The 22,213-nt window shown below is 48.6% G+C and carries 20 protein-coding genes and 1 riboswitch; of the genes, 18 read left to right on the top strand and 2 right to left on the bottom strand.

The genetic code is table 11. From position 1 onward, the window contains the following. A partial coding sequence (gene tuf, locus ACR0QN_RS09775; RefSeq protein ID WP_432651027.1) for an elongation factor Tu occupies nt 1-945 on the top strand: 945 nt, incomplete at its 5' end. 140 nt (nt 946-1,085) lie between these two features. Here tuf and ACR0QN_RS09770 read toward each other — a convergent pair. Further along, nucleotides 1,086-1,256 (bottom strand): DUF362 domain-containing protein, encoded by a 171-nt coding sequence (locus ACR0QN_RS09770; protein ID WP_432651026.1) that lies wholly within the window; start codon nt 1,254-1,256, stop codon nt 1,086-1,088. Nucleotides 1,257-1,723: 467 nt separating this feature from the next. Between ACR0QN_RS09770 and purE the strand changes: the two genes are divergently transcribed. From purE to ACR0QN_RS09695, 15 genes are all read left to right on the top strand, one after another. Beyond that, entirely contained in the window at nt 1,724-2,218 is a 495-nt protein-coding gene (gene purE / locus ACR0QN_RS09765; protein ID WP_432651025.1) for a 5-(carboxyamino)imidazole ribonucleotide mutase, read from the top strand. A 45-nt stretch (nt 2,219-2,263) separates the two neighbouring features. Next, nucleotides 2,264-2,980 (top strand): phosphoribosylaminoimidazolesuccinocarboxamide synthase, encoded by a 717-nt coding sequence (gene purC / locus ACR0QN_RS09760; protein ID WP_432651024.1) that lies wholly within the window; start codon nt 2,264-2,266, stop codon nt 2,978-2,980. 4 nt (nt 2,981-2,984) lie between these two features. Then, entirely contained in the window at nt 2,985-4,406 is a 1,422-nt protein-coding gene (locus ACR0QN_RS09755) for an amidophosphoribosyltransferase (RefSeq protein WP_432651023.1), read from the top strand. A gap of 6 nt (nt 4,407-4,412) precedes the next feature. After that, entirely contained in the window at nt 4,413-5,840 is a 1,428-nt protein-coding gene (gene purF / locus ACR0QN_RS09750) for an amidophosphoribosyltransferase (protein WP_432651022.1), read from the top strand. Between the two features lie 110 nt (nt 5,841-5,950). Next, nucleotides 5,951-6,985 (top strand): phosphoribosylformylglycinamidine cyclo-ligase, encoded by a 1,035-nt coding sequence (purM, locus tag ACR0QN_RS09745; RefSeq protein WP_432651021.1) that lies wholly within the window; start codon nt 5,951-5,953, stop codon nt 6,983-6,985. 64 nt (nt 6,986-7,049) lie between these two features. Next, nucleotides 7,050-7,451, top strand: a complete 402-nt coding sequence (locus ACR0QN_RS09740) for a hypothetical protein (RefSeq protein WP_432651020.1) — start codon at nt 7,050-7,052, stop codon at nt 7,449-7,451. 19 nt (nt 7,452-7,470) lie between these two features. Then, nucleotides 7,471-8,097: a phosphoribosylglycinamide formyltransferase gene (purN, locus tag ACR0QN_RS09735; RefSeq protein ID WP_432651019.1), complete on the top strand. Its 627-nt coding sequence runs from the start codon at nt 7,471-7,473 to the stop codon at nt 8,095-8,097. A 23-nt stretch (nt 8,098-8,120) separates the two neighbouring features. Further along, a complete protein-coding gene (locus ACR0QN_RS09730) occupies nt 8,121-8,846 on the top strand; it encodes an IMP cyclohydrolase (protein ID WP_432651018.1) in 726 nt (241 codons plus the stop codon). A 27-nt stretch (nt 8,847-8,873) separates the two neighbouring features. After that, nucleotides 8,874-10,052, top strand: coding sequence for a phosphoribosylaminoimidazolecarboxamide formyltransferase (locus ACR0QN_RS09725; RefSeq protein ID WP_432651017.1), 1,179 nt, complete (start codon nt 8,874-8,876; stop codon nt 10,050-10,052). Nucleotides 10,053-10,166: 114 nt separating this feature from the next. Then, a complete protein-coding gene (locus ACR0QN_RS09720) occupies nt 10,167-10,685 on the top strand; it encodes a hypothetical protein (protein WP_432651016.1) in 519 nt (172 codons plus the stop codon). A 4-nt stretch (nt 10,686-10,689) separates the two neighbouring features. Then, nucleotides 10,690-11,973: a phosphoribosylamine--glycine ligase gene (gene purD / locus ACR0QN_RS09715; protein ID WP_432651015.1), complete on the top strand. Its 1,284-nt coding sequence runs from the start codon at nt 10,690-10,692 to the stop codon at nt 11,971-11,973. Between the two features lie 378 nt (nt 11,974-12,351). Continuing rightward, the gene (locus ACR0QN_RS09710) at nt 12,352-12,765 is read left to right on the top strand and encodes a PH domain-containing protein (RefSeq protein ID WP_432651014.1); all 414 of its coding nucleotides are present in this window, start codon (nt 12,352-12,354) and stop codon (nt 12,763-12,765) included. Next, nucleotides 12,758-13,822 carry an FkbM family methyltransferase gene (locus ACR0QN_RS09705; protein WP_432651013.1) on the top strand — a complete coding sequence of 355 codons (1,065 nt, stop codon included), beginning with the start codon at nt 12,758-12,760 and terminating at the stop codon, nt 13,820-13,822. The genes ACR0QN_RS09710 and ACR0QN_RS09705 overlap by 8 nt, the downstream gene beginning before the upstream one ends. A 324-nt stretch (nt 13,823-14,146) precedes the next feature. Then, the gene (locus ACR0QN_RS09700; RefSeq protein ID WP_432651028.1) at nt 14,147-15,430 is read left to right on the top strand and encodes an aminotransferase; all 1,284 of its coding nucleotides are present in this window, start codon (nt 14,147-14,149) and stop codon (nt 15,428-15,430) included. Between the two features lie 139 nt (nt 15,431-15,569). Then, nucleotides 15,570-15,652, top strand: a riboswitch (NiCo riboswitch). A gap of 74 nt (nt 15,653-15,726) precedes the next feature. Beyond that, the gene (locus ACR0QN_RS09695) at nt 15,727-16,641 is read left to right on the top strand and encodes a cation diffusion facilitator family transporter (RefSeq protein WP_432651012.1); all 915 of its coding nucleotides are present in this window, start codon (nt 15,727-15,729) and stop codon (nt 16,639-16,641) included. 1 nt (nt 16,642) lies between these two features. Here the strand turns inward: ACR0QN_RS09695 and ACR0QN_RS09690 are convergent, their stop codons facing one another. Then, nucleotides 16,643-17,641 (bottom strand): 2-hydroxyacid dehydrogenase, encoded by a 999-nt coding sequence (locus tag ACR0QN_RS09690; protein WP_432651011.1) that lies wholly within the window; start codon nt 17,639-17,641, stop codon nt 16,643-16,645. Nucleotides 17,642-17,890: 249 nt separating this feature from the next. Here ACR0QN_RS09690 and ACR0QN_RS09685 point away from each other — a divergent pair, with 249 nt between their 5' ends. Further along, nucleotides 17,891-19,507 (top strand): hypothetical protein, encoded by a 1,617-nt coding sequence (locus ACR0QN_RS09685; RefSeq protein WP_432651010.1) that lies wholly within the window; start codon nt 17,891-17,893, stop codon nt 19,505-19,507. 120 nt (nt 19,508-19,627) lie between these two features. Then, nucleotides 19,628-22,213 carry an NYN domain-containing protein gene (locus ACR0QN_RS09680; protein WP_432651009.1) on the top strand — a complete coding sequence of 862 codons (2,586 nt, stop codon included), beginning with the start codon at nt 19,628-19,630 and terminating at the stop codon, nt 22,211-22,213.

Raw genomic sequence — 22,213 nt, 5'->3', positions numbered from 1 at the left:
GCTGACTATGTTAAGAACATGATCACCGGTGCTGCTCAGATGGACGGCGCTATCCTCGTTGTTGCTTCTACAGATGGTCCTATGGCTCAGACTAAGGAGCACCTTCTTCTCGCTCGTCAGGTTGGCGTTCCCTACATCGTTGTATTTATGAACAAGGCTGACCAGGTTGACGATCCCGAGCTTCTCGAGCTCGTTGAGATGGATATCCGTGAGACACTCGACAAGTACGAGTTCCCCGGCGATGATACTCCTATCATCATTGGTTCTGCTTACCAGGCTCTTAACTCTTCTTCCACAGACCCCAACGCTCCCGAGTATGAGTGCATCAAGAAGCTTATGGACGCTGTTGATACCTACATTCCTACTCCCGACAGAAAGGCTGATCAGCCCTTCCTTATGCCTGTTGAGGACGTATTCACCATCACAGGCCGTGGTACTGTTGCTACAGGTAGAGTTGAAAGAGGTCAGCTCAAGACTAACGATACTGTTGAGATCGTTGGTATCAAGGAAACAAAGAGCACTGTTGTTACCGGTATCGAGATGTTCAGAAAGATCCTCGATTACGCTGAGGCAGGCGACAACATCGGTGCACTTCTCCGTGGTATCCAGAGAACTGAGATCGAAAGAGGTCAGGTTCTTTGTAAGCCCGGTTCCATTCACCCCCACACCAAGTTCAGCGGTCAGGTTTACGTTCTGAAGAAGGAGGAGGGCGGACGTCATACTCCTTTCTTCAACAACTACAGACCTCAGTTCTATTTCAGAACAACTGACGTTACAGGCGTTATCACACTTCCTGCTGACAAGGAAATGTGTATGCCCGGCGATAACGTTGAGATCTCCGTTGAGCTCATCACTCCTATCGCTATTGAGGAAGGTCTCCGTTTCGCTATCCGTGAGGGCGGCCGTACAGTAGGATCAGGCGTTGTTACTAAGGTTAACGAATAATCTTACGATATAACACAAATATTCTAATTTATTAGAATAAATGCCTCTCCCTTCGGGGAGAGGCATTTTTGCGCTTATATACGGCAAAAAACAGAGCCTTCGGATAACCGAAAGCTCTGAAAATTTGCTGTAAGCTTTAATTATTCAGCCTGAGGTGCGCCAACGGGGCATACGCCTTCGCAGGAACCGCAGTCGATGCAGGTATCAGCGTCGATAACGTACTTGCCGTCGCCCTCGGAAATTGCTCCTACAGGACATTCGCCTGCACAAGCGCCGCAGCTGATGCAGTCATCGGAAATTTTGTAAGCCATAGTATGTACCTCCTTAAAATTGTACGGAAAAACTCCGCACTCTATACTTCTATTTTATCATAAAATCAGAAAAAAGCAAGAGGTAATTTATATTTTTTTATTATGCAGCTATTAACAGCGTTTTTCTCATTTTTATATTACATAGATTTTGTAAAATTTTTAAATTCCAAAAATATTTTGTCCTAAAGGCTTGCAATTTACGTTCAAATCAGTTACAATATATATGTATTAGTGTGCCTATGCCATTTGGCTTTCGGCACAAGACTTGTGGAGGAATTTCCGTTATGTTTAGCTTGGTATATCTGACCTGCAAAAAAATGTCAGGGTATATGAGCTGGAGTTCTCAGCCTGTTCTGAGAGCTGCGGGAGTTCTGCACTCTTTTTTAACTGTATAGCTTTACAAACAAAATTAACTGTGGTCAGACTGCCGCAGTTTTATTTGTTTTTGGTTGAAAGGATTGATGTAGTTGAAAAAAGTTGCTGTAATAATGGGTTCTGACAGCGATTTCCCCATTGTAAAGGACTGTATCGCCGAGCTGAAAAAATACGGCGTTCCCGTTGAGGCAAAGGTTATGTCCGCACACCGTACCCCCGAGCTTGCATCCGAGTTCGCTTCAAAGGCAAAGGCTGAAGGCTTCGGCGTTATCATCTGCGCTGCAGGAATGGCGGCTCATCTTGCGGGCGTTATTGCAGGTCACACCACCCTGCCCGTTATCGGTATTCCTATAAAGTCGTCTTTTGACGGACTTGACGCTCTCCTTGCCACCGTTCAGATGCCCTCGGGCATTCCCGTTGCCACCGTTGCGGTAAACGGAGCGAAGAATGCGGCAGTTCTTGCTATCCAGATGCTTGCTCTCTCCGATGAGGCTCTTTCCGAAAAGCTTGAAAAGGCTAAGCAGGATATGATAGACGGCGTTGTGGCAAAGAACGAAAAGCTTCAGAAAATGGTGGACGAGCTGTAAAATTAAAATATATAAAACTTGTAAATATACAGGAGGATAAATACTATGGAAAACATTATCAAAGGCGAGCAGCTTTACGAAGGCAAGGCAAAGAAGGTTTTTGCTACAAATAACCCCGACTATGTTATCGTTGACTACAAGGACGACGCTACCGCATTCAACGGCGAGAAGAAGGGCACTATCAAAGGCAAGGGCGTTATCAACAATAAGATGACAAACTTTATGTTCAAGCTCCTTGAAAAGGAGGGTATCCCCACCCATCTCGTTGAGGAGATCAGCGACAGAGAAACTATTGTTAAAAAGGTTGAGATCGTTCCTCTTGAGGTAATTGTAAGAAACGTTGCCGCAGGCAGCTTCTCCAAGAAGCTGGGCATTGCAGAGGGCACTCCCTTAAAGCAGCCTACACTTGAGTTTTCCTACAAGAATGACGACCTGGGCGACCCCTTCATCAATAGCTACTACGCTCTCGGTCTCGGCCTTGCTACTCAGGAGGAGATCGACACTATTTCCAAGTATGCATTTGCAGTAAACGCATTTATGCTGGGGTTCTTCAAGGAGCACAACATCGACCTTATCGACTTTAAGATCGAGTTCGGAAGATTCCACGGTCAGATACTCCTTGCAGACGAGATCTCTCCCGACACCTGCCGTTTCTGGGACAGCACCACTCACGAGAAGCTTGACAAGGACCGTTTCCGCAGAGATATGGGCGGCGTAGAGGAAGCTTATCAGGAAATGATGAAGCGTATCCTGGGAGAATAAGCTGATGGGCGGCTTTTTCGGAGCAGCATCAAAGAATGACTGCATAAGTGACGTATTTTTCGGCGTTGACTACCACTCTCACCTCGGCACCCGCCGTGGCGGAATGACTGCCTATTCCCCCGAGAGAGGCTTTCAGCGCAGTATCCACAGCATTGAAAATTCTCCATTCAGAACCAAGTTTGAAAATGATATTGCTGCAATGGAGGGCAAGCTTTGTATCGGCTGCATAAGCGATACGGACCCCCAGCCTATCCTGCTGCGCTCAAAAATGGGCTTTTACGCAGTGTGCAATATCGGTATCATAAATAACGCCGAGGAACTGAGAAACGAGATACTGAGCGACTGCTCCGCAAGCCTTGAGGCTATGAGCAGCGGCAAGGTAAATTCCAGCTCCATCATCGGCTCACTTATCGCACAGAAGGACAATTTCCCCGAGGGTATCAGATATATGCAGGAGAAGATCGACGGAACCGTTTCCCTGCTCATTCTCACCGAGGACGGCATTATCGCCGCAAGAGACTCAAAGGGCAGACTGCCTATCATTATCGGCAGACGTGAGGACGGCTACTGCTGCTCCTTCGAGTCCTTTGCCTTCCAGAAGCTGGGTTATGAAACATACCGTGAGCTTCTTCCCGGGGAGATAGTAAAGATCACCGCCGACGGCTGCGAGGTGCTTGCCGAGGGTCACACAGATATGAAGATATGCACCTTCCTGTGGACATATTACGGCTATCCCAACTCCGTTTACGAGGGCGTTACCGTTGAGACAATGCGTACCCGAAACGGCGAGATAATGGCGGAGACCGATATCAAAAACGGCGCACTGCCCGATGTTGACTACGTATGCGGCGTTCCCGACTCGGGAATTCCCCACGCTATCGGCTATTCAAACCGCAGCGGCATACCCTTTGCAAGACCATTTATCAAATACACCCCCACCTGGCCAAGAAGCTTTATGCCACAAAATCAGGCAATACGAAACCAGGTGGCAAAAATGAAGCTTATCCCCGTTCACGAACTGATCGAGGGAAAAAAGCTGCTCTTTGTTGACGACAGTATTGTACGTGGTACACAGATGAGAGAGACCGTTGAGTTCCTTTACGCCAACGGCGCCAAGGAAGTTCATATGAGATCTGCCTGTCCTCCCATTATGTACGGCTGCAAATATCTTAACTTCTCGAGAAGCACATCAGAACTTGACCTCATTGCACGCAAAATAATCGACGAGCTTGAAGGCGTCAGCGGCGTCAAATATATCGAGGAGTACAGCGATAGCTCAACAGAGCGGGGAAAGAAGCTCAGAGACGAGATCTGCCGCAGACTGAAGCTCACATCACTTGAGTTCCAGTCTCTGGAGGGAACCGTCCGTGCAGTAGGGCTGCCTGCCGACAAGCTGTGCAGCTATTGCTGGAACGGAAAGGATTGATAACGATTGTTTAACGGTATCCACGAAGAATGCGGAGTATTCGGCATATACAGCCCCGACGACACAAGCGTTGCTATGCAGACATATATGGGTCTCTACGCTCTCCAGCACAGGGGACAGGAGTCCTGCGGCATAGTAGTTAACGACTCGGGCGTTTTCACATATCGCAAGGACTTAGGACTTGTCCACGAGGTTTTCAATAAGGACAGTCTTGAGGCTCTCGGCGAGGGAAATATCGCCATAGGACACGTGCGCTATTCCACAACGGGCAATTCCAACCGCTCCAATGCCCAGCCCCTTGTAGTACGTCACGTGAAAGGCCCCCTTGCTATTGCTCATAACGGAAATCTTACCAACGCATACGAGCTGAGAACGGAATATGAGCTTAAAGGCGCAATATTTCACAGCACAAACGATACCGAGGTAATTTCCTATGCAATAACCGAGCAGCGCCTTGTCTGCTCCTCAATCGAGGAAGCGGTGGAAAAGGCAATGGAGAAGATAAAGGGAGCATATTCCCTTGTGGTGATGTCCCCTCAGAAGCTCATCGCCGCAAGAGACCCCATAGGCTTCAAGCCCCTCTCCATCGGCAGACTTGGCAGCTCCTATGTGGTTGCATCGGAGACCTGCGCATTTGACAGTATCGGCGCAGAATTTTACAGAGATGTCCGCCCCGGCGAGATAGTTATAATCGACGAGAACGGACTTCGCTCCATTGATACACATATAACCCCCAAGCCTCATATGTGCGTTTTCGAGTACGTGTATTTTGCCCGTCCCGACTCGGTGATAGAGGGCTCCAGCGTTCATATGGCAAGGCTCAAGGCAGGTGAATACCTCTGGAAGGAACACCCTGTTGATGCAGATGTGGTAATAGGCGTTCCCGACAGCGGACTTGACGCAGCTCTTGGCTTCTCCAATGCCTCGGGCATACCCTACGGAGTGGGATTTATCAAAAACCGCTACGTTGGCAGAACGTTTATCCAGCCCAGCCAGACCGAGCGCACCAATTCGGTCAAAATAAAGCTCAATGTGGTCAGGGAGACTGTCAAGGGTAAAAGGGTCGTTCTTATAGATGACAGTATCGTAAGAGGAACCACCTCAAGGCGCATAGTAAACCTTATCCGTGAGGCAGGCGCAAAGGAGATACACGTTAGAATTTCCTGTCCTCCCTTCACAAATCCCTGCTACTTCGGCACGGATATCGACAGCAAGGAGAACCTTATTGCCTGCCGTATGTCCATTCCCGAGATATGCAAGGAAATTGGCGCGGACACACTTGGATATCTCAGCGTTGAAGCCGTAAACAGCCTTACGGGTAATGATAACTGCAAGTTCTGCGACGGCTGCTTTACGGGAAATTATCCTGCTCCCGTTCCCAAGGAGATACCCAAGGATAAGTTTGAATTCAAGATCAAGAAATCAGCAAAATGATATATACTTTCCGCTGCTGCAAACGTAACAAAGCGGAAAGTATAATACCGAGAGGGCTTTCTCTGCCTTCTCAGACAGAGCAAGGCTCTCAAGAAAGGTTGAATTAAGGTATGAAAAGTTTTTCCGAAAGCTACAAGGAAGCAGGCGTTGACGTAACCGCCGGCTACAAGGCAGTAGAGCTTATGAAGGCTCACGTTGCCAGAACGATGACAAAGGGCGTTATGTCGGGAATAGGCGGCTTCGGCGGTCTTTTTGAGCTTGACGTTACAGGCATAAAGAAGCCCGTTCTCGTTTCGGGAACCGACGGCGTAGGCACCAAGATCAAGATAGCATTTCTCCTCGACAAGCACGATACTGTAGGTATCGACTGCGTGGCAATGTGCGTCAACGACGTTATCTGCTGCGGCGCAAAGCCTCAGTTTTTCCTCGATTACATTGCCTGCGGAAAGAATTACCCCGAGAAGATAGCTCAGATAGTTTCGGGCGTAGCCGAGGGCTGCGTTCAGGCTGAGTGTGCACTTATCGGCGGCGAGACTGCAGAGCACCCCGGTCTTATGCCCGAGGACGAGTATGACCTTGCAGGCTTCACCGTAGGCGTGGTTGACAAGGACAAGATCCTCGACCCCACAACTCAGAAGCCGGGCGATGTAATGATCGCCATCAAGTCCAGCGGCGTTCACTCCAACGGATTTTCTCTCGTAAGAAAGGTGTTCTCCGTTACAGAGCAGAACCTTGCAAGACATCAGTCCGACCTGGGAACAACTCTCGGTGACTGTCTCCTTACCCCCACAAAGATCTATGTAAAGGCAGTAATGAGCCTGCTTGACGCTGTTAATGTAAAATCCATCAGCCATATCACAGGCGGCGGTTTCTATGAGAACATTCCCCGTTCTCTCCCCGCAGGTCTCTCCGCAAAGATCGAGAGAAGCGCAGTACAGGTGCTGCCCATTTTCGACCTTATCGCAAAAACGGGCAAAATTCCCGAGAGAGATATGTTCAATACATTTAATATGGGCGTTGGAATGGCAGTTGTGGTCGACAAGAACGACGCTGACAAGGCAATAAGTGCAATCAAGGCAGCAGGCGAGGAAGCCTATGTAATGGGCGAGCTTGTAGAAAGCGACGAGGGCGTTATCATCTGCTGATAAATATGCCGATATGCGGCTGTGGCAATAGCTTACAGCCGCATTTGATTAAGGGGCAGACAATATGAATAATAATCCAAATCTTAAAAAAGCCGTTGCGGCAGGCTCAATCGCCCTTGTGTGGTCAATATGCTCGCTGAACCTCCCGGGCATAATCGGAGCTATAATAAGCTGGATAATATACGGCAAGCCGAAAAAGAACGGCGCAAAAGCCGCAGGAGCGCTGTATGTGGTGTCCTTTATAGGAAGCGTTATATTTGCCCTGCTTCTCCTGCTTGCAGGGGGGATGTTCGGCTTTATCGGCGAGATATTCGGCGCTGCGGAAAACTCTATGAAGGGACTTTTGAACGGTATGGCGGCATTTTCCCTTTTCGGAGACGCACTTTATATAGCTGCGGCGGTGTACAGCTTCAAAGCCTCGGGTGAGATAAATGATGACTCGGGCGAAAATGGATTTTTTGATTAACACGAAAGGCAGTATGCATATGAAAAATATAGTCGTACTTGTATCGGGCGGCGGGACCAATCTCCAGGCGCTTATTGATGCCGAAAAACGTGGAGAGATTAAGGGCGGAAAAATAACCTGCGTCATCTCTTCCAAGGAGGGCGCATACGCACTTGAAAGAGCGGCACAGAACGGTATCAAGGGCATAGTTCTCCCCAGAAAGGACTATTCGGACAGCCACGAATACAGCAAAGCAATGCTCGATACTCTCAAGGCAGAGAATGCGGACATCATAGTCTATGCAGGCTTTATGACCATTCTCGATGAGCAGGTTTGCAAGGCATACCCATATAAAATGGTCAATGTCCACCCCGCACTTATCCCCTCATTCTGCGGAAAGGGCTACTATGGACTTAAAGTCCACGAGGAAGCACTTGCAAGGGGCGTGAAGGTAACGGGAGCCACCGTACATTTTGTTACCGAGGTCTGCGACGGAGGTCCTATAATCCTGCAGAAAGCGGTCGAAGTGCTTGGCGGCGACACCCCCGAAATACTTCAGCGCAGGGTAATGGAGCAGGCAGAGTGGAAGATACTTCCCAAGGCAGTCTCCCTGCTCTGCGAGGATAAGATACGCATAGAAAACGGCGTGGCATACGCTGAAGAATAACAGGCGAAAGGAATGTCATAAAGATGAAAACATTATCTCTTGAAAACGAGCTTAAATCAAACGCATACCCCGGCAGAGGAATTGTTATCGGCAGGTCTGCAGACGGAAAGACCGCAGTAACAGCCTATTTTATAATGGGCAGAAGCGTTAATTCCCGCAATCGTGTATTTACCGAAACAGAGGACGGCATCAAGACCGAAGCTGCAGACCCCTCAAAGCTTTCCGACCCCCATCTTATCATCTACTCTCCCGTAAGAGTGCTTGGCAATAAGACCATCGTAACAAACGGCGACCAGACCGATACTATTTACGAGCTTATGGATAAGCAGCAGACCTTCGAGCAGTCCCTCAGAACACGTGAATACGAGGACGACGCTCCCAACTACACCCCCAGGATCTCCGGCATTATGCACATCGGAAACGGTGAGTACAACTACGCAATGTCCATTCTCAAGTCCGCAGACGGAAATCCCGACTGCCGTGAGAGATTTACATTCAGCTACAGCTCTCCGTTAAACGGCGTGGGACATTTTATCCACACCTATATGGGCGACGGAAACCCTCTCCCCAGCTTTGAGGGCGAGCCTAAAAAAGTGGAGATAGGAAACGACAGCATTGACGCATTTGCAGATAAGCTTTGGAATGCTCTCAATGAGGACAACAAGGTCTCCCTTTTCGTAAGATATATCGACATTGCCACAGGCAAATACGAGTCAAGAATAATCAACAAGTACGCCAAGAGCGAATAAACTTAATAATAATTGGAGGATAAGAATATGTCACAGGAAATGCAGTTAAAATACGGTTGCAACCCCAATCAGAAGCCCTCAAGAATTTTTATCGAAAACGGCGAGCTGCCCATTGAGGTATTAAACGGCAAGCCCGGCTATATAAATCTCCTTGATGCTTTCAACGGCTGGCAGCTGGTACGTGAGCTTAAAAAGGCAACAGGACTTTGCGCCGCAACCTCCTTCAAGCACGTTTCCCCCGCAGGCGCAGCAGTAGGCGAGCCTCTTTCGGACACGCTCAAGAAAATTTACTGGGTAGACGACCTTGGCGAGCTTTCACCCCTTGCCTGCGCATATGCAAGAGCAAGAGGCGCTGACAGAATGTCCTCCTACGGCGACTTTATCGCCCTTTCCGATGTATGCGACGTATGCACCGCAAAGATGATTCAGAGAGAGGTTTCCGACGGCGTTATCGCTCCCGGCTATACCGACGAGGCTCTTGAGATACTCAAGTCCAAGAGAAAGGGAACCTACAACATCATCAAAATCGACGAGAGCTACGTTCCCGAGCCTATCGAGCGCAAGCAGGTGTTCGGCATTACCTTCGAGCAGGGCAGAAACGAGCTTGATATCAACAATGCCCTCCTTGACAATGTCGTTACCGACAACAAGAATATCCCCGAGGATAAGAAGAGAGACCTGCTCATCTCCCTCATTACCCTTAAATACACCCAGTCCAACTCCGTCTGCTACGTAAAGGACGGTCAGGCAATAGGCATCGGCGCAGGACAGCAGTCCCGTATCCACTGCACACGTCTTGCAGGACAGAAGGCTGATAACTGGTGGCTCAGACAGAACCCCAAGGTAATGGCTCTCCCCTTCAAGGACGATGTAAGACGTGCCGACCGTGACAACGCAATTGACGTTTACATCGGCGACGAGTACGAGGACGTGCTGAGAGAGGGCGAGTGGCAGAAGGTGTTCACCGAGAAGCCCGAGGTGCTTACCCGTGAGGAGAAGAAGGAGTGGCTTGCAAAAAACACAGGCGTGGCCCTCGGCTCTGACGCATTCTTCCCCTTCGGCGACAATATCGAAAGAGCGCATAAATCGGGCGTAGAGTACATTGCTCAGCCCGGCGGTTCTATCCGTGACGACAATGTTATCGAGACCTGCAATAAGTACAACATTGCAATGGCATTCACAGGCATAAGACTTTTCCATCATTGATAATTTCGGGAATGAGGATGGGATACCGATAATTTCGGTATCCATCTCGTTCCCGTTTTAAGAAAGATGTACTTAACACTATTGTTCTGAAATAATGCGGAAAGGACTGATACTATGGACAATTTCAAGGCACCGAGATCCGTAAAAACAGCCGCAATGATATCTCAGATAATACTTATCGTCTGGGCGTGGCTGCTCCTGTTTTCAAGCCTGTTCCAGAATAATATCGTTTCAAATATGTCGGACGGACAGCTTGATGTTTCCGGCGAAAAGGTAGTGCTTTATTCGGCAATAATTATGTGCATAGCGAATGTAGCCATAACCGCCGCAAATGCGCTTATCTCCAAGGGCAAGGCCGTGTATATGCCCCTTACTGTATCTGCAGCGGCGACCGCTGTGCTGCCCGGAGCTGTCTACTGCTCCAATGCCATACAGACAATGCAGCTGACCCTGCTGGGAGTGGATAAGGTGGCTCAGATGAGCATATATGCAAGCGTGGTAAATATACTGTCCTGGCCTCTTTACGGAGCGGCGATAATGACCATAGCCGCTTCCGCAGTTTATGCATACGCCAAAAATCACAGCGTACCCGAGAATGAAAAAATATCCGAAACCGAACCCGAAAGGACTTGATAAAATGAAAATATTAGTAGTAGGCGGCGGCGGACGTGAGCACGCTATCATTATGAAGCTTGCCGAGTCTCCCAAGGTAGAAAAGCTGTACTGCACCCCCGGAAACGGCGGCATTTCCCGCTATGCGGAGTGCTTTGACGTAAAGGCAACGGATATCGAGGGCGTTGTTGCACTTGCCAAGAGACTGAAAGTCGATATGGTAGCCGTAGCCCCCGACGACCCCCTTGTAATGGGAATGGTGGACGCACTTAACGCAGAGGGCATAATGACCTTCGGTCCCAATAAAGCAGCCGCAATTATCGAGGGCAGCAAGGTGTTCTCCAAGGAGCTTATGAAGAAATACAATATCCCCACCGCTTTTTACGAGGTGTTCTCCGACAGCGAGGCTGCCATCGCATACCTCAAGAAGCAGAACAGCTATCCCGCTGTTATCAAGGCTGACGGTCTGGCTCTGGGCAAGGGCGTAATAATCGCTCAGAACGAGGAGGAAGCCGTTGAAGCCGTTAAGTCAATGATAGACGGCAGACAGTTCGGCGACAGCAGCGCAACCGTTGTTATCGAGGAATTCCTCACAGGCCCCGAGGTGTCCGTACTCTCATTCACAGACGGCAAGACCATCGTTCCTATGATCTCCTCAATGGACCATAAGCGTGCCTATGATAACGACGAGGGACTTAATACAGGCGGAATGGGCACCGTGGCTCCCAACCCCTACTACACCGAGGAAGTTGCAAAGGAGTGTATGGAGAAAATATTCCTGCCCACAATGAACGCAATGAACGCCGAGGGCAGAACCTTCAAGGGCTGCCTCTACTTCGGACTTATGATAACCCCCAAGGGACCCAAGGTAATTGAGTATAACTGCCGCTTCGGCGACCCCGAAACACAGGTAGTCCTGCCTCTCCTTGACGGCGACCTCTGTGAGATATTCGAAGCTATCTACAACGGCACACTTGCAGACGTGGATATCAAGTGGAAGAAGGAGTATTGTACCTGCGTAGTAATGGCATCGGGAGGATATCCTCAGTCATATCCCAAGGGACTTGAGATGAGCGGAATGGACGATAAGGGACAGGTGGACGGAGCATTTGTCTACCACGCAGGAACAAAGTACGAAAACGGTAAGTTCTATACCAACGGCGGACGTGTTATCGGCGTTACCGCAACGGGCGATACACTTCCCGAAGCATTGGAGAAGTCTTATAAGGCGGTGGAGAAGATATCCTTTGAGAATGCACATTACCGTCACGATATCGGCAAGAGAGCAATGGCGGCTCTCACAAACTAACGGAACCCAAAAGGTAAAAGTTTCGCTCAAGCCTTTTCCAAAGGCTTGCAGGTTTCCAAAGGGAGGCGCCCTTTGGTCGCCCTCCGCAGAGGGCGAAACTCCTTATCCTTGCAAGAGCTCCGCAAAGGGGTGAATTGAAAACAGTCCTGTGGACTGTTTTCAAAAGAGGGGATAGGTCTTGTTCCAAGCCCCGCCCTGCGATAGAGGGCGTTCCCCTTCCTTGGGATTGTTAAGGGTCGCAACCCTTAACACAATGCGCCCGTGGCGCATTGCTATGGGTTCAAGAGCAGTAACAATTCCCATATTGCTTTATGGCACAAACCAGCTAAAAGTCAATACATATCAGACCAAATTTTTCAAAGAAAGGAAAACCCGCCTATGAAAGCCGACTTTGACTATATCTGGACAGACAAGAAGCGGACTATCTTCGGACTGCCCATTTCCTTTACAAGATATTTTCTCACCGAGAAGAAATTCATCACCCGAAAGGGCTTTCTGAGTATCGAGGAGGACGAGTTCGACCTTTACCGTGTAAACGATAAAAAGCTTGTCCTGCCCTTTGGTCAGAGACTTTTCGGCTGCGGTACCGTAATAATAAACGTAAAGGACGTTGACACACCTCAGAAAGAGGTAAAGTCCATAAAAGCACCCAGGAAATTCCTGCAGCTCCTTGACGAGCAGGTGGAAAAACAGCGTGACGCCTACAGTATCAGGGGCAGAGATATGATATCGGGTGGACGTCCTCCCCACGACTGCGATCATTTCCCCGACGGGGACGATAACGATGCTTGATTTTATCACCGAAAAGGAAAATTCCTGGGACTTTCTCAAAAAAACCGATCTGCCCATATTCATTTACGGAATGGGTGACGGTGCGGAGAAAATTCTCAGGGCTTTCGAGCAGTACGGCATTCCCACGGCAGGATTTTTCGCCAGCGACGAGTTCGTCAGAGGGCATTATTTCAAAGGACACCTTGTCCATTCCCTCTCACAGATAGAAAATCTCATTGATGATTTTATAATCGTCCTTGCCTTCGGAGCGGGATACGAAAGCCTTTACCGCCGCATTTCGGAGATCGCAGAGCGGCATACTCTCCTTGCCCCCGACGTTCCCGTTGTGGGCGAGGGGCTTTTTACCTATGAATATTGCATAGAGAACGCCGAAAAAATTCAGAAGGTCTACGATATCCTTGCGGACGATATTTCAAAGCAAACATTTGCGGATATCATCAATTTCCGCATAAGCGGCAAGATAGATTATCTTCACCGCTGTACATCGGAAAAATCGGATATATGGCAGAACATCATACCACTCAGCCATTCCGAGCGTTATATTGATATGGGCGCATACAACGGCGATACTGTCATTGAATTATCCGAGCTTACAAACGGGAAATATGAGCATATCTATGCCGTTGAGCCCGATACACGAAATTTCCGAAAGCTTACGAAAAATACCGAGGGAATGGAAAATATCACCCTCGTAAATGCCGCAGCGTGGAATGAAAACACCGATCTCACCTTTTCCGACCGTTCGGGACGAAATTCCAAGCTCACAGACGGCAGCGGCGTAAAGCTTAAAACCGTCAGGGGAGTAACGGGAGACAGCCTTTGTCATAACGCCACTCTTATAAAAATGGACGTTGAAGGTGCGGAAGCCGAAGCGCTTGAAGGCTGCCAAGGTTCATTGAAATCGGGCAGCAGGCTTATCTGCGCCCTTTATCACCGAAACGGGGATATTTTTGAGCTGCCCCTCAAGGTTCATAAGATAAATCCCGAACTAAAGCTTTATATCAGGCATCTTATGTATATCCCTGCCTGGGAAACAAATCTGTACTGTACGCTGTGATGTATAATACGGGGATTATGATTTGATGTAAACTGTAAATTCTTCGATTACACCCCGATTATTATTGTCCGCCATACAAGGACAATTGTGTATAAAGTGAAAACAATTTGACGGACTTTTTTAAAACGCTTGCAAAAGTCCGCCGAATGATATATTATATAATAAGGGAAAAATGCAGGAGCAACCGAACCTGCAATGAAAGATTTGAAAGATTTGAAAGGGAGAATGTTTGAAAATCAAAGATTTTCAAACCGAGTTTTGTTTTTCGGTCTGCCGACCGAAATTTCCTTACGGAAACCACAAAACTCTCACGAAAGGAGTTTAATTATGTCATTAAAGGATATGAACAAGGCTCAGCTTGAAGCCTTCAGAGACGAGTGCAAAAAGGAATACGAGGCTTTCAAGGCTCAGGGATTAAAGCTTGATATGTCAAGAGGAAAGCCCTGCGCAGAGCAGCTTGAGCTCAGTATGCCTATGCTCGATGTGTTAAACAGCAAGTCAAGCCTTATCGACGCAGACGGCGTTGATGTCCGCAACTACGGCTTCCTTACAGGCATTTCCGAAGCAAAGAAGCTTTTTGCCGACCTTTTGGGCGTAACACCCGCAAACATTATCGTTGGCGGAAACTCAAGCCTTACCCTTATGTACGACTCCGTTGCAAGAGCAATGCAGTTCGGCGTTTACGGCAGCAAGAAGCCTTGGGGCAAGTGCGATAAGGTAAAGTTTTTATGCCCGGTTCCCGGCTATGACCGCCACTTCTCCATTACCGAGACATTCGGCGTTGAGATGATAAACGTTCCTATGACCCCTGCAGGCCCCGATATGGATATGGTGGAGAAGCTTGTGTCCTCAGACCCCGAGATAAAGGGTATCTGGTGCGTTCCTATGTACTCGAATCCCGACGGCTACACCTATTCAGACGAGACAGTAAAGCGCTTTGCCGCATTAAAGCCCGCCGCAGAGGATTTCAGAATTTTCTGGGATAATGCATACTGCATACACCACCTCAATGACGACCACGACAGCATTCTCAACATCTTTGACGAGGCTAAGAAGTGCGGAAACGAGGATATGATATTCGAGTTTGCTTCAACCTCAAAGATAACCTTCCCAGGCGCAGGCGTTGCGGTAATGGCTGCCTCCGAGAACAACATCGCTCAGATAACAAAGCTTCTCGGTATGCAGAACATCAGCTACGACAAGGTAAATCAGCTCCGCCACGTCCGCTATTTCAAGGACGCAGAGGGACTGAAGGCATATATGGAAAAGCACAAGGCTATCCTTGCGCCCAAGTTCGATATGGTAATAAAAATGCTCACCGAGAAGCTTGGTGACCTTGATATCCTTACCTGGAACGTTCCCAAGGGCGGCTACTTCATTTCGGTAAATACAATGAACGGCTGTGCAAAGGAAGTTGCAAGGCTCTGCAAAGAGGGCGGCGTAGTCCTCACAGGCGCAGGCGCTACCTTCCCCTACAAGAAGGACCCCGAGGACAGAAATATCCGTCTCTCGCCTTCCTATCCCCCCGTTGAAGACCTCCGCAAGGCAATGGAGCTTTTCTGCATCTGCGTAAAGCTTGCCTCTGCCGAGAAGCTGCTTGCTGAATGACCGTAAAATTCAAATAATATTCTGCTGCCTCCGATATTTTTCGGTGGCAGCAGATTTTTTTTGAAAAAATACTTGACAAAGGAAAAAATAAATGCTATAATACTTGAAACATAAAACTCTTTGCACTGCATACCAATCTACAGTACAAACTGAACAGACAGGAGCGTTGCTCCCAGTCGGGTCACGATAGTGACAGTGGAAATTCACACCCACGGGACAGTAGTTACAAATTACTGGTTTCGGGGGTGTTTTTGTATACCCCTGAAATGTCGAAAAATTATCAGGAGGTCATAATTATGCAGAAAAAAGTAAAAGAAACTATCAGCCCCGAAATGAACTTTGAGAAAACAGCGGTTAAGGTGTCCGCAGTCAGCATTGTGGGAAATATCCTGCTTTCTGTGTTCAAGCTTCTTGCGGGAATTATCGCACATTCGGGAGCAATGGTCAGCGACGCCGTTCATTCCGCTTCGGACGTATTCAGCAGTATCATAGTAATAATCGGCGTCAAGCTTTCGGCACGTGAATCCGATGACGATCACCCTTACGGTCACGAACGGCTTGAATGCGTGGCGGCGATAGTCCTTGCGGTGGTACTGCTTATCACAGGACTTTTCATCGGCGCAGGAGCGGTGGAAAATATCACCTCGGGCAGCTACAGCGAGCTTGCGGTACCGGGAGTCCTTGCTCTTGCGGCGGCGATCATTTCCATTGTTGTCAAAGAGGCAATGTTCCACTACACGAAATACTACGCCGTAAAGCTGGATTCCGGCGCTGTAATGGCAGACGCCTGGCACCACAGGAGCGATGCATTATCCTCGGTGGGCGCACTTATCGGCATAGCAGGCTCAAGAATGGGAATGCCTGTGCTTGATTCCATAGCGAGCCTTGTTATCTGCCTGTTCATCGTGAAAGCAGCCTATGATATTTTCAAGGACGCTGTTGAGAAAATGGTAGACCATTCCTGCGACAAGGACACCGAACAGGCAATAAAGGAATGTGTCCTGGCGCAGAATGGCGTTATGGGAGTAGATAAGCTTACCACCAGGGTGTTCGGAAACAAGATATATGCGGATATCGAGATAAGCGCAGACGGCAGCAGGACTCTCCGTGAAAGCCACGATGTTGCCGAAGGGGTACACACCGCAATAGAGCAGGAATTTCCCAAGGTAAAGCACATTATGGTACACGTCAATCCTGCGGACGGTACATAATTTACATTCCGTAAACTACCTCGTTTGTAAACTTCTCCGCCCCGGAGAAAAACTCCTCCGCATTGGAAAGGGTCACCTGTGCAATGGCATTCAGAGCTTCTTCGGTGAGGAAAGCCTGATGGGAGGTTATTATCACATTGGGCATTGAGATAAGCAGGGAAAGGGTCTCATCGTCAATGATGTCCCCCGAGCGGTCCTCGTAGAAAACGTCCGTCTCCTCCTCATAAACGTCAAGCCCCGCCGCACCGATACGCTTTTCCCTTAGCGCCCTGAGAAGTGACTCGCTGTCGATAAGCTTGCCTCTTGAGGTGTTCACGATGTAAGCGGTGTGTTTCATTTTCCGCAGGCTGTCCTCGTCAATGATATAACGGGTGTCCTTGGTCAGCGGACAATGGAGTGAGATGATATCGCTTTCGGAAAACAGCCTGTCCTTGTCCGTATACTCAAAACCCTTTTCCAAAGCGGCTTTTTCATTAGGGAACGGGTCATATGCAAGCACCCTCATACCGAAACCCTTGCAGATGTCGATAAAAACCTGACCTATCTTTCCCGTACCGATGACCCCTGCGGTCTTGCCGTGAAGATCAAAGCCCGTAAGGCCGTTTATGCTGAAATTGTAGTCACGTGTCCTGAGATATGACTTGTGTATCTTGCGGTTAAGGAGCAGTATCAGAGCCATTGCGTGCTCCGCCACCGCATAGGGGGAATAGGCGGGTACCCGCAGGATAGTGAGCTTGCCCGAAGCGTATTTCAGGTCGATGTTGTTATAGCCTGCACAGCGCATAAGCAATAGCTTCACGCCCCGTTTCGTCAGCTCCCCGATGACCCTGCTGTCAAGGCAGTCGTTCACAAATGCACAAACTGCCCTGCACCCGTCGGCAAGAGCGGCGGTCTCGGGAGAGAGCTTATCCTCGAAATAGTGAATGTCAAAGCTTTTGTTTATTTTGTCGAAATGCTCCCTGTCGTAGGGCTTGGTATCAAAAAATGCGATCCGTTCCATATAAGCACAGCCTTTCGGAAAATTTTTATATAATATATTTTTGACGTGAAATAACAGGTTATTCACGGGATAAATAACCATAATGACAATAAACTGTAACCAAATTGTAATAAATTTTGTTAAAAAAACTATTGGCAACTGAGGAAATATGTGTTATAATGTATTTGAATTAGAATAAGTACGGTCATACTGTACCTGTTTTATTATGCAAAAAAATATTTTTATAAAAATGCAAAGGAGATTTTAACAATGAGCAAGAAACTGACTAAGTCTATAGCCGCCGCTGCCGCAGCTCTTCTGATGGCAACACAGGCAATGGCATTCAGCGCTTCCGCCGTTCAGAATTATTTTTACTATTACAACGGGATCTATTATTCCAGCCCTGCTGACGCAGCAGCTGCCGCAGGCAACAATCTTGGTGCTTATGAATCCGTTCCCTATTCAATGATCCCTTCCGGCGCAAAGCTTAAATATTACGACCCTGTAGCCAAGAAATATTATGATACCAAGGACGACGCTATAACAGCAGGCGTTAAAAATCCTGTTGAGATCTATGTTGGCAGCTACTACATCAACAACAACTATTATACCAGCGGAACAGGCTACTACTGCTCTCTTAACGGCAAGTACTATACAACTTACTCTGAGGCTCTTACCGCAGCAGGCGGTCAGGCAAAGTATGTAACATACGTAGGCTCTGTAGCAAGAGATAACCTTTACTACAGCTCTTACACAGGTCTTTACTACAGCACATATCAGGCTGCTCTTAATGCTTCCAGAGGCGACTCTTCCAAGGTAAGCTATATGGGCGGCGATTACTGGTATGATTACTATGGATACAGCAATGGCTACGGTTATTTCTACAGCTCCTACACAGGCAAGTACTACAGCACTTATGCAGCTGCTCTGTCAGCTTCAAAGGGCATTTCGTCTTACGTTGTTCCTGTAGGATATCTCTACACCAATTCTTCCACCGCAGCACTCGGCTCTATCTACAAGTACTACTACAACGGAGTTGCTTATCCTTCACTCCAGGCTGCTAAGGACGCAGGCGGTACAGTAGGCGTTGATATCTACTATTCTCCCTACGGCAACACCGAGCGTGTAGGCTACTATTACTACTACAACGGCACATACTACGGCACACTTGAAGCTGCAAAGGCAGCAGGCGGAACCGCTCTCGGAACAGATATCACTTATGTTCCCTATAACTACTACGGCAACGCATACACCAACTACTACGGATATTACGGATATATTGATCCTTACTATGCTCTCCGCAACGATCTTCTGAATACAAATAAGGTAACAACTTCCACCAAGGAAGCTGAGGACGGCGAGCCTTATATCTACGGCAATAAGAAGAAAGCAGGCTGGAGTACTGTTATCAAGTACATCGAAGCTGCTTCCAAGGGTTCAAACATCAAGGTCGATATGAACGGCGCAAGCACTATCTCCAAGGACGTTCTCAAGGCTCTTGACGGCAAGAATGTAAGCGTTACATTCGTTCTTGACAACGGAGTTAAGTGGACTATCAACGGCAAGGATGTTGATACCGCACAGGATATGATCATCTACACCAAGTACAACATTGATTATATCCCCAATACTCTTGTTAAAAAGGCTTCAAAGGACGCTGTTTCCAAGGCTCAGATCGGTATCTCCAACGATTACAGCAGCTTTGGCTCCGAGGCAAGCGTTACAGTAAGATTTTCCGATAAGCGTGCAGGCTGCGTAGCAGTCGTATACCGCTACGATCCCGATTCCAACTCCCTCAAGGGTGTTGACAAGGCAAAGGTACAGTCCGATGGTTCCTGCACATTCTCCGTAACCGCAGGCGGTCCTTACCTCATCGTTCTCAAGTAATTTTCTCTCCATATTTTAAGCAGGCTGCCGCACAAATTTCTGTGCGGCGGCTTTTTTGCTTGACGATTATCTCCCGCCGTGGTATAATAATATTGAAATTTTTTGTTTAGGAATGAAGAAATGAAACGACTTGTGATCGGAATGACCGCCCACGTGGACGCAGGAAAGACCACCCTCTCCGAAGCAATGCTATATATAAGCGGCGAGCTGAGAAAGCTGGGACGTGTAGACAAACGGGACTCCTTTCTGGATACTCACGCCATAGAGCGCAGCCGTGGCATAACCGTCTTTGCAAAGCAGGCGGTAATGCGTATGGGTGACAGCGAATACACTCTCCTTGACACTCCGGGGCATACGGATTTTTCTGCCGAAACTGAAAGAGCATTGTCAGTTCTTGACTGCGCCATACTTGTGATAAGCGGCATTGACGGGGTGCAGAGCCATACCGAGACTATCTGGCGGCTGCTGGCAAGATACAATATACCCGTGTTTATTTTCGTGAACAAAATGGACATTACCGTCCTCGGCAGAGATTATCTGCTGCGGGAGCTTAAAGCAAAGCTTTCGGACAGGATAACCGATTTTACGCCGAGAGAGGACAAGTCAGCATTTTACGAAAGCCTTGCCGACCTTGACGAGGATATGATGAACAGCTTTCTTGAAACGGGAGAGATACCCGATGAAAATATCCAAGAAGCGGTTTCACGAAGGAATGTTTTCCCCTGCTATTTCGGCTCGGCGCTGAAGCTTACGGGGATAAAGGAACTGCTTTCAGGCATATCGGAATACGCCAAAGAGGCCAAGTATGGTGAGGAGTTCGGAGCGAGGGTATATAAGATAACCACCGAAAACAATCTCCGCCTTACCCATATGAAGATAACCGGGGGCAGCCTTAAAGTCCGCTCCGAGATAGACGGTGAAAAGGTCACAGCACTCAGGATATATTCGGGAGCGAAATTCACATCTCCCGATACCGCCTTTGCAGGCTCTCTTGTAGCCGCCGCAGGACTTTCAAAGACCTATGCGGGGCAGGGGATAGGCACAGAAACAGACGGAGTGTCTCCTCTGCTCACACCTGTTTTAAGCTACAGACTGATCTTCCCCGACGGTACTGACGTCCACACGATGTATAAGAATATGCTCCTTCTCGAGGAGGAGGACCCCACCCTCCACGTAAGCTTTGACGGACGTTTGAGTGAGATACACGTGAGCCTTATGGGCAAGATACAGCTGGAGATCCTCACGGCGGTGATAAAAGAGCGTTTCGGTACGGAGGTAAGCTTTGACAGAGGAAGCATTGCCTACAGGGAGACAATTGCCGCTCCCGTGGTGGGGATAGGCCACTATGAGCCGCTGAGACATTATGCGGAGGTCCATCTGCTGATGGAGCCATTGCCTGCGGGCAGCGGACTTGTTATCAGCTCCGAATGCTCCGAGGACGTTCTTGACAGAAACTGGCAAAGGCTCATTCTCTCAAATCTTCACGACAAGACCCACATAGGCGTACTCACAGGCTCGCCCGTGACCGATATGAAGATAACTCTTGTAACGGGAAAGGCACACCTCAAGCATACAGAAGGCGGAGATTTCAGGCAGGCGGCATACAGGGCTGTGCGAATGGGACTGCGTTGTGCCGAAAGTGTGCTTCTTGAGCCGTTTTACAGCTTTACCCTGCGAATACCCCGTGAATGTACGGGCAGGGCGCTAAATGATCTTCAGCAGATGGGAGCAGAGTTTTCATCACCCGAAAATGAGGGCGAAAATACGGTCATTAAGGGAAGTGCACCCGTATCCGAAATGGCGGATTACCACACCGCCGTCTCGGGTTATACCAAGGGCAAGGGGCAGCTGAGCTGCGTATTCAAGGGCTATTACCCCTGCCATAATGCCGAAGAAGTCATTGAAAAGACAGGTTACGACCCCGACAGCGACCTTGAAAACACCGCCGACAGCGTTTTCTGCGCCCACGGAGCAGGCTTCGGGGTGAAGTGGGACGAGGTGAAAAATTACGCTCACCTTGAAAGCGGCATTTCATTTAAAAGCGAGGAGCCGCAGGAAGAAAAAACGGTTTCCCGAACCATATCATCAACGCCTGCGGACGATGATGAACTTATGGCGATATTCGAGCGCACCTACGGAAAAATAGACCGAAATCCAAGAGCTGCTATGAGACGTGAATATGAGCCGCCTGCAAGATCAAAGCCCAAGCCCCTGCCCCAAGGTCCAACCTATCTGCTTGTGGACGGCTACAACATCATTTTCTCCTGGGAGGAGCTTAAAAAATTAGCGGCGGATAACCTCGACCTTGCCCGAAGCAGGCTGATACAGCTCCTCTGCAATTACAGAGGATATAAAAAGTGCGAGGTCATTCTGGTATTTGACGCATACAAGGTCAAGGGCGAGCACCGTGAGGTTGAGCGGACGGGTGGCATATCCATAGTCTACACCAAAGAGGCGGAAACGGCGGATATGTACATCGAAAAGGTGTCCCACGAGCTGGCGAAGGATTTCAGAGTGCGTGTTGCCACCTCGGACGGAGCGGAGCAGGTGATAATTCTCGGAAACGGGGCATACCGTGTATCTGCTGCGGAATTTTACGAGGAAGTTAAGTCGGCAGAGGCAGAAATACAAAAAATTATCGGGGAGAATGCCAACAAAGGCAGGAACACCCGAGGAATAAAGCTTATAGATAAGAAAGGTGATTAA

Source organism: Huintestinicola sp. (genome assembly GCF_050874005.1).
Classification (GTDB): domain Bacteria; phylum Bacillota; class Clostridia; order Oscillospirales; family Ruminococcaceae; genus Huintestinicola.
Note: the sequence above shows the minus strand (reverse complement) of the source record. Positions and strands in the feature narration are given on the sequence as shown.

Coding starts and splice junctions, on each gene's coding strand:
- ACR0QN_RS09730 (WP_432651018.1), top strand. CDS start 8,121: ATGAAAACATTATCTCTTGAAAACGAGCTTAAATCAAACGCATACCCC.
- ACR0QN_RS09755 (WP_432651023.1), top strand. CDS start 2,985: ATGGGCGGCTTTTTCGGAGCAGCATCAAAGAATGACTGCATAAGTGAC.
- ACR0QN_RS09725 (WP_432651017.1), top strand. CDS start 8,874: ATGTCACAGGAAATGCAGTTAAAATACGGTTGCAACCCCAATCAGAAG.
- ACR0QN_RS09720 (WP_432651016.1), top strand. CDS start 10,167: ATGGACAATTTCAAGGCACCGAGATCCGTAAAAACAGCCGCAATGATA.
- ACR0QN_RS09740 (WP_432651020.1), top strand. CDS start 7,050: ATGAATAATAATCCAAATCTTAAAAAAGCCGTTGCGGCAGGCTCAATC.
- ACR0QN_RS09695 (WP_432651012.1), top strand. CDS start 15,727: ATGCAGAAAAAAGTAAAAGAAACTATCAGCCCCGAAATGAACTTTGAG.
- purN (WP_432651019.1), top strand. CDS start 7,471: ATGAAAAATATAGTCGTACTTGTATCGGGCGGCGGGACCAATCTCCAG.
- purC (WP_432651024.1), top strand. CDS start 2,264: ATGGAAAACATTATCAAAGGCGAGCAGCTTTACGAAGGCAAGGCAAAG.
- ACR0QN_RS09690 (WP_432651011.1), bottom strand. CDS start 17,641: ATGGAACGGATCGCATTTTTTGATACCAAGCCCTACGACAGGGAGCAT.
- ACR0QN_RS09710 (WP_432651014.1), top strand. CDS start 12,352: ATGAAAGCCGACTTTGACTATATCTGGACAGACAAGAAGCGGACTATC.
- ACR0QN_RS09770 (WP_432651026.1), bottom strand. CDS start 1,256: ATGGCTTACAAAATTTCCGATGACTGCATCAGCTGCGGCGCTTGTGCA.
- ACR0QN_RS09705 (WP_432651013.1), top strand. CDS start 12,758: ATGCTTGATTTTATCACCGAAAAGGAAAATTCCTGGGACTTTCTCAAA.
- ACR0QN_RS09680 (WP_432651009.1), top strand. CDS start 19,628: ATGAAACGACTTGTGATCGGAATGACCGCCCACGTGGACGCAGGAAAG.
- purM (WP_432651021.1), top strand. CDS start 5,951: ATGAAAAGTTTTTCCGAAAGCTACAAGGAAGCAGGCGTTGACGTAACC.
- ACR0QN_RS09685 (WP_432651010.1), top strand. CDS start 17,891: ATGAGCAAGAAACTGACTAAGTCTATAGCCGCCGCTGCCGCAGCTCTT.
- purD (WP_432651015.1), top strand. CDS start 10,690: ATGAAAATATTAGTAGTAGGCGGCGGCGGACGTGAGCACGCTATCATT.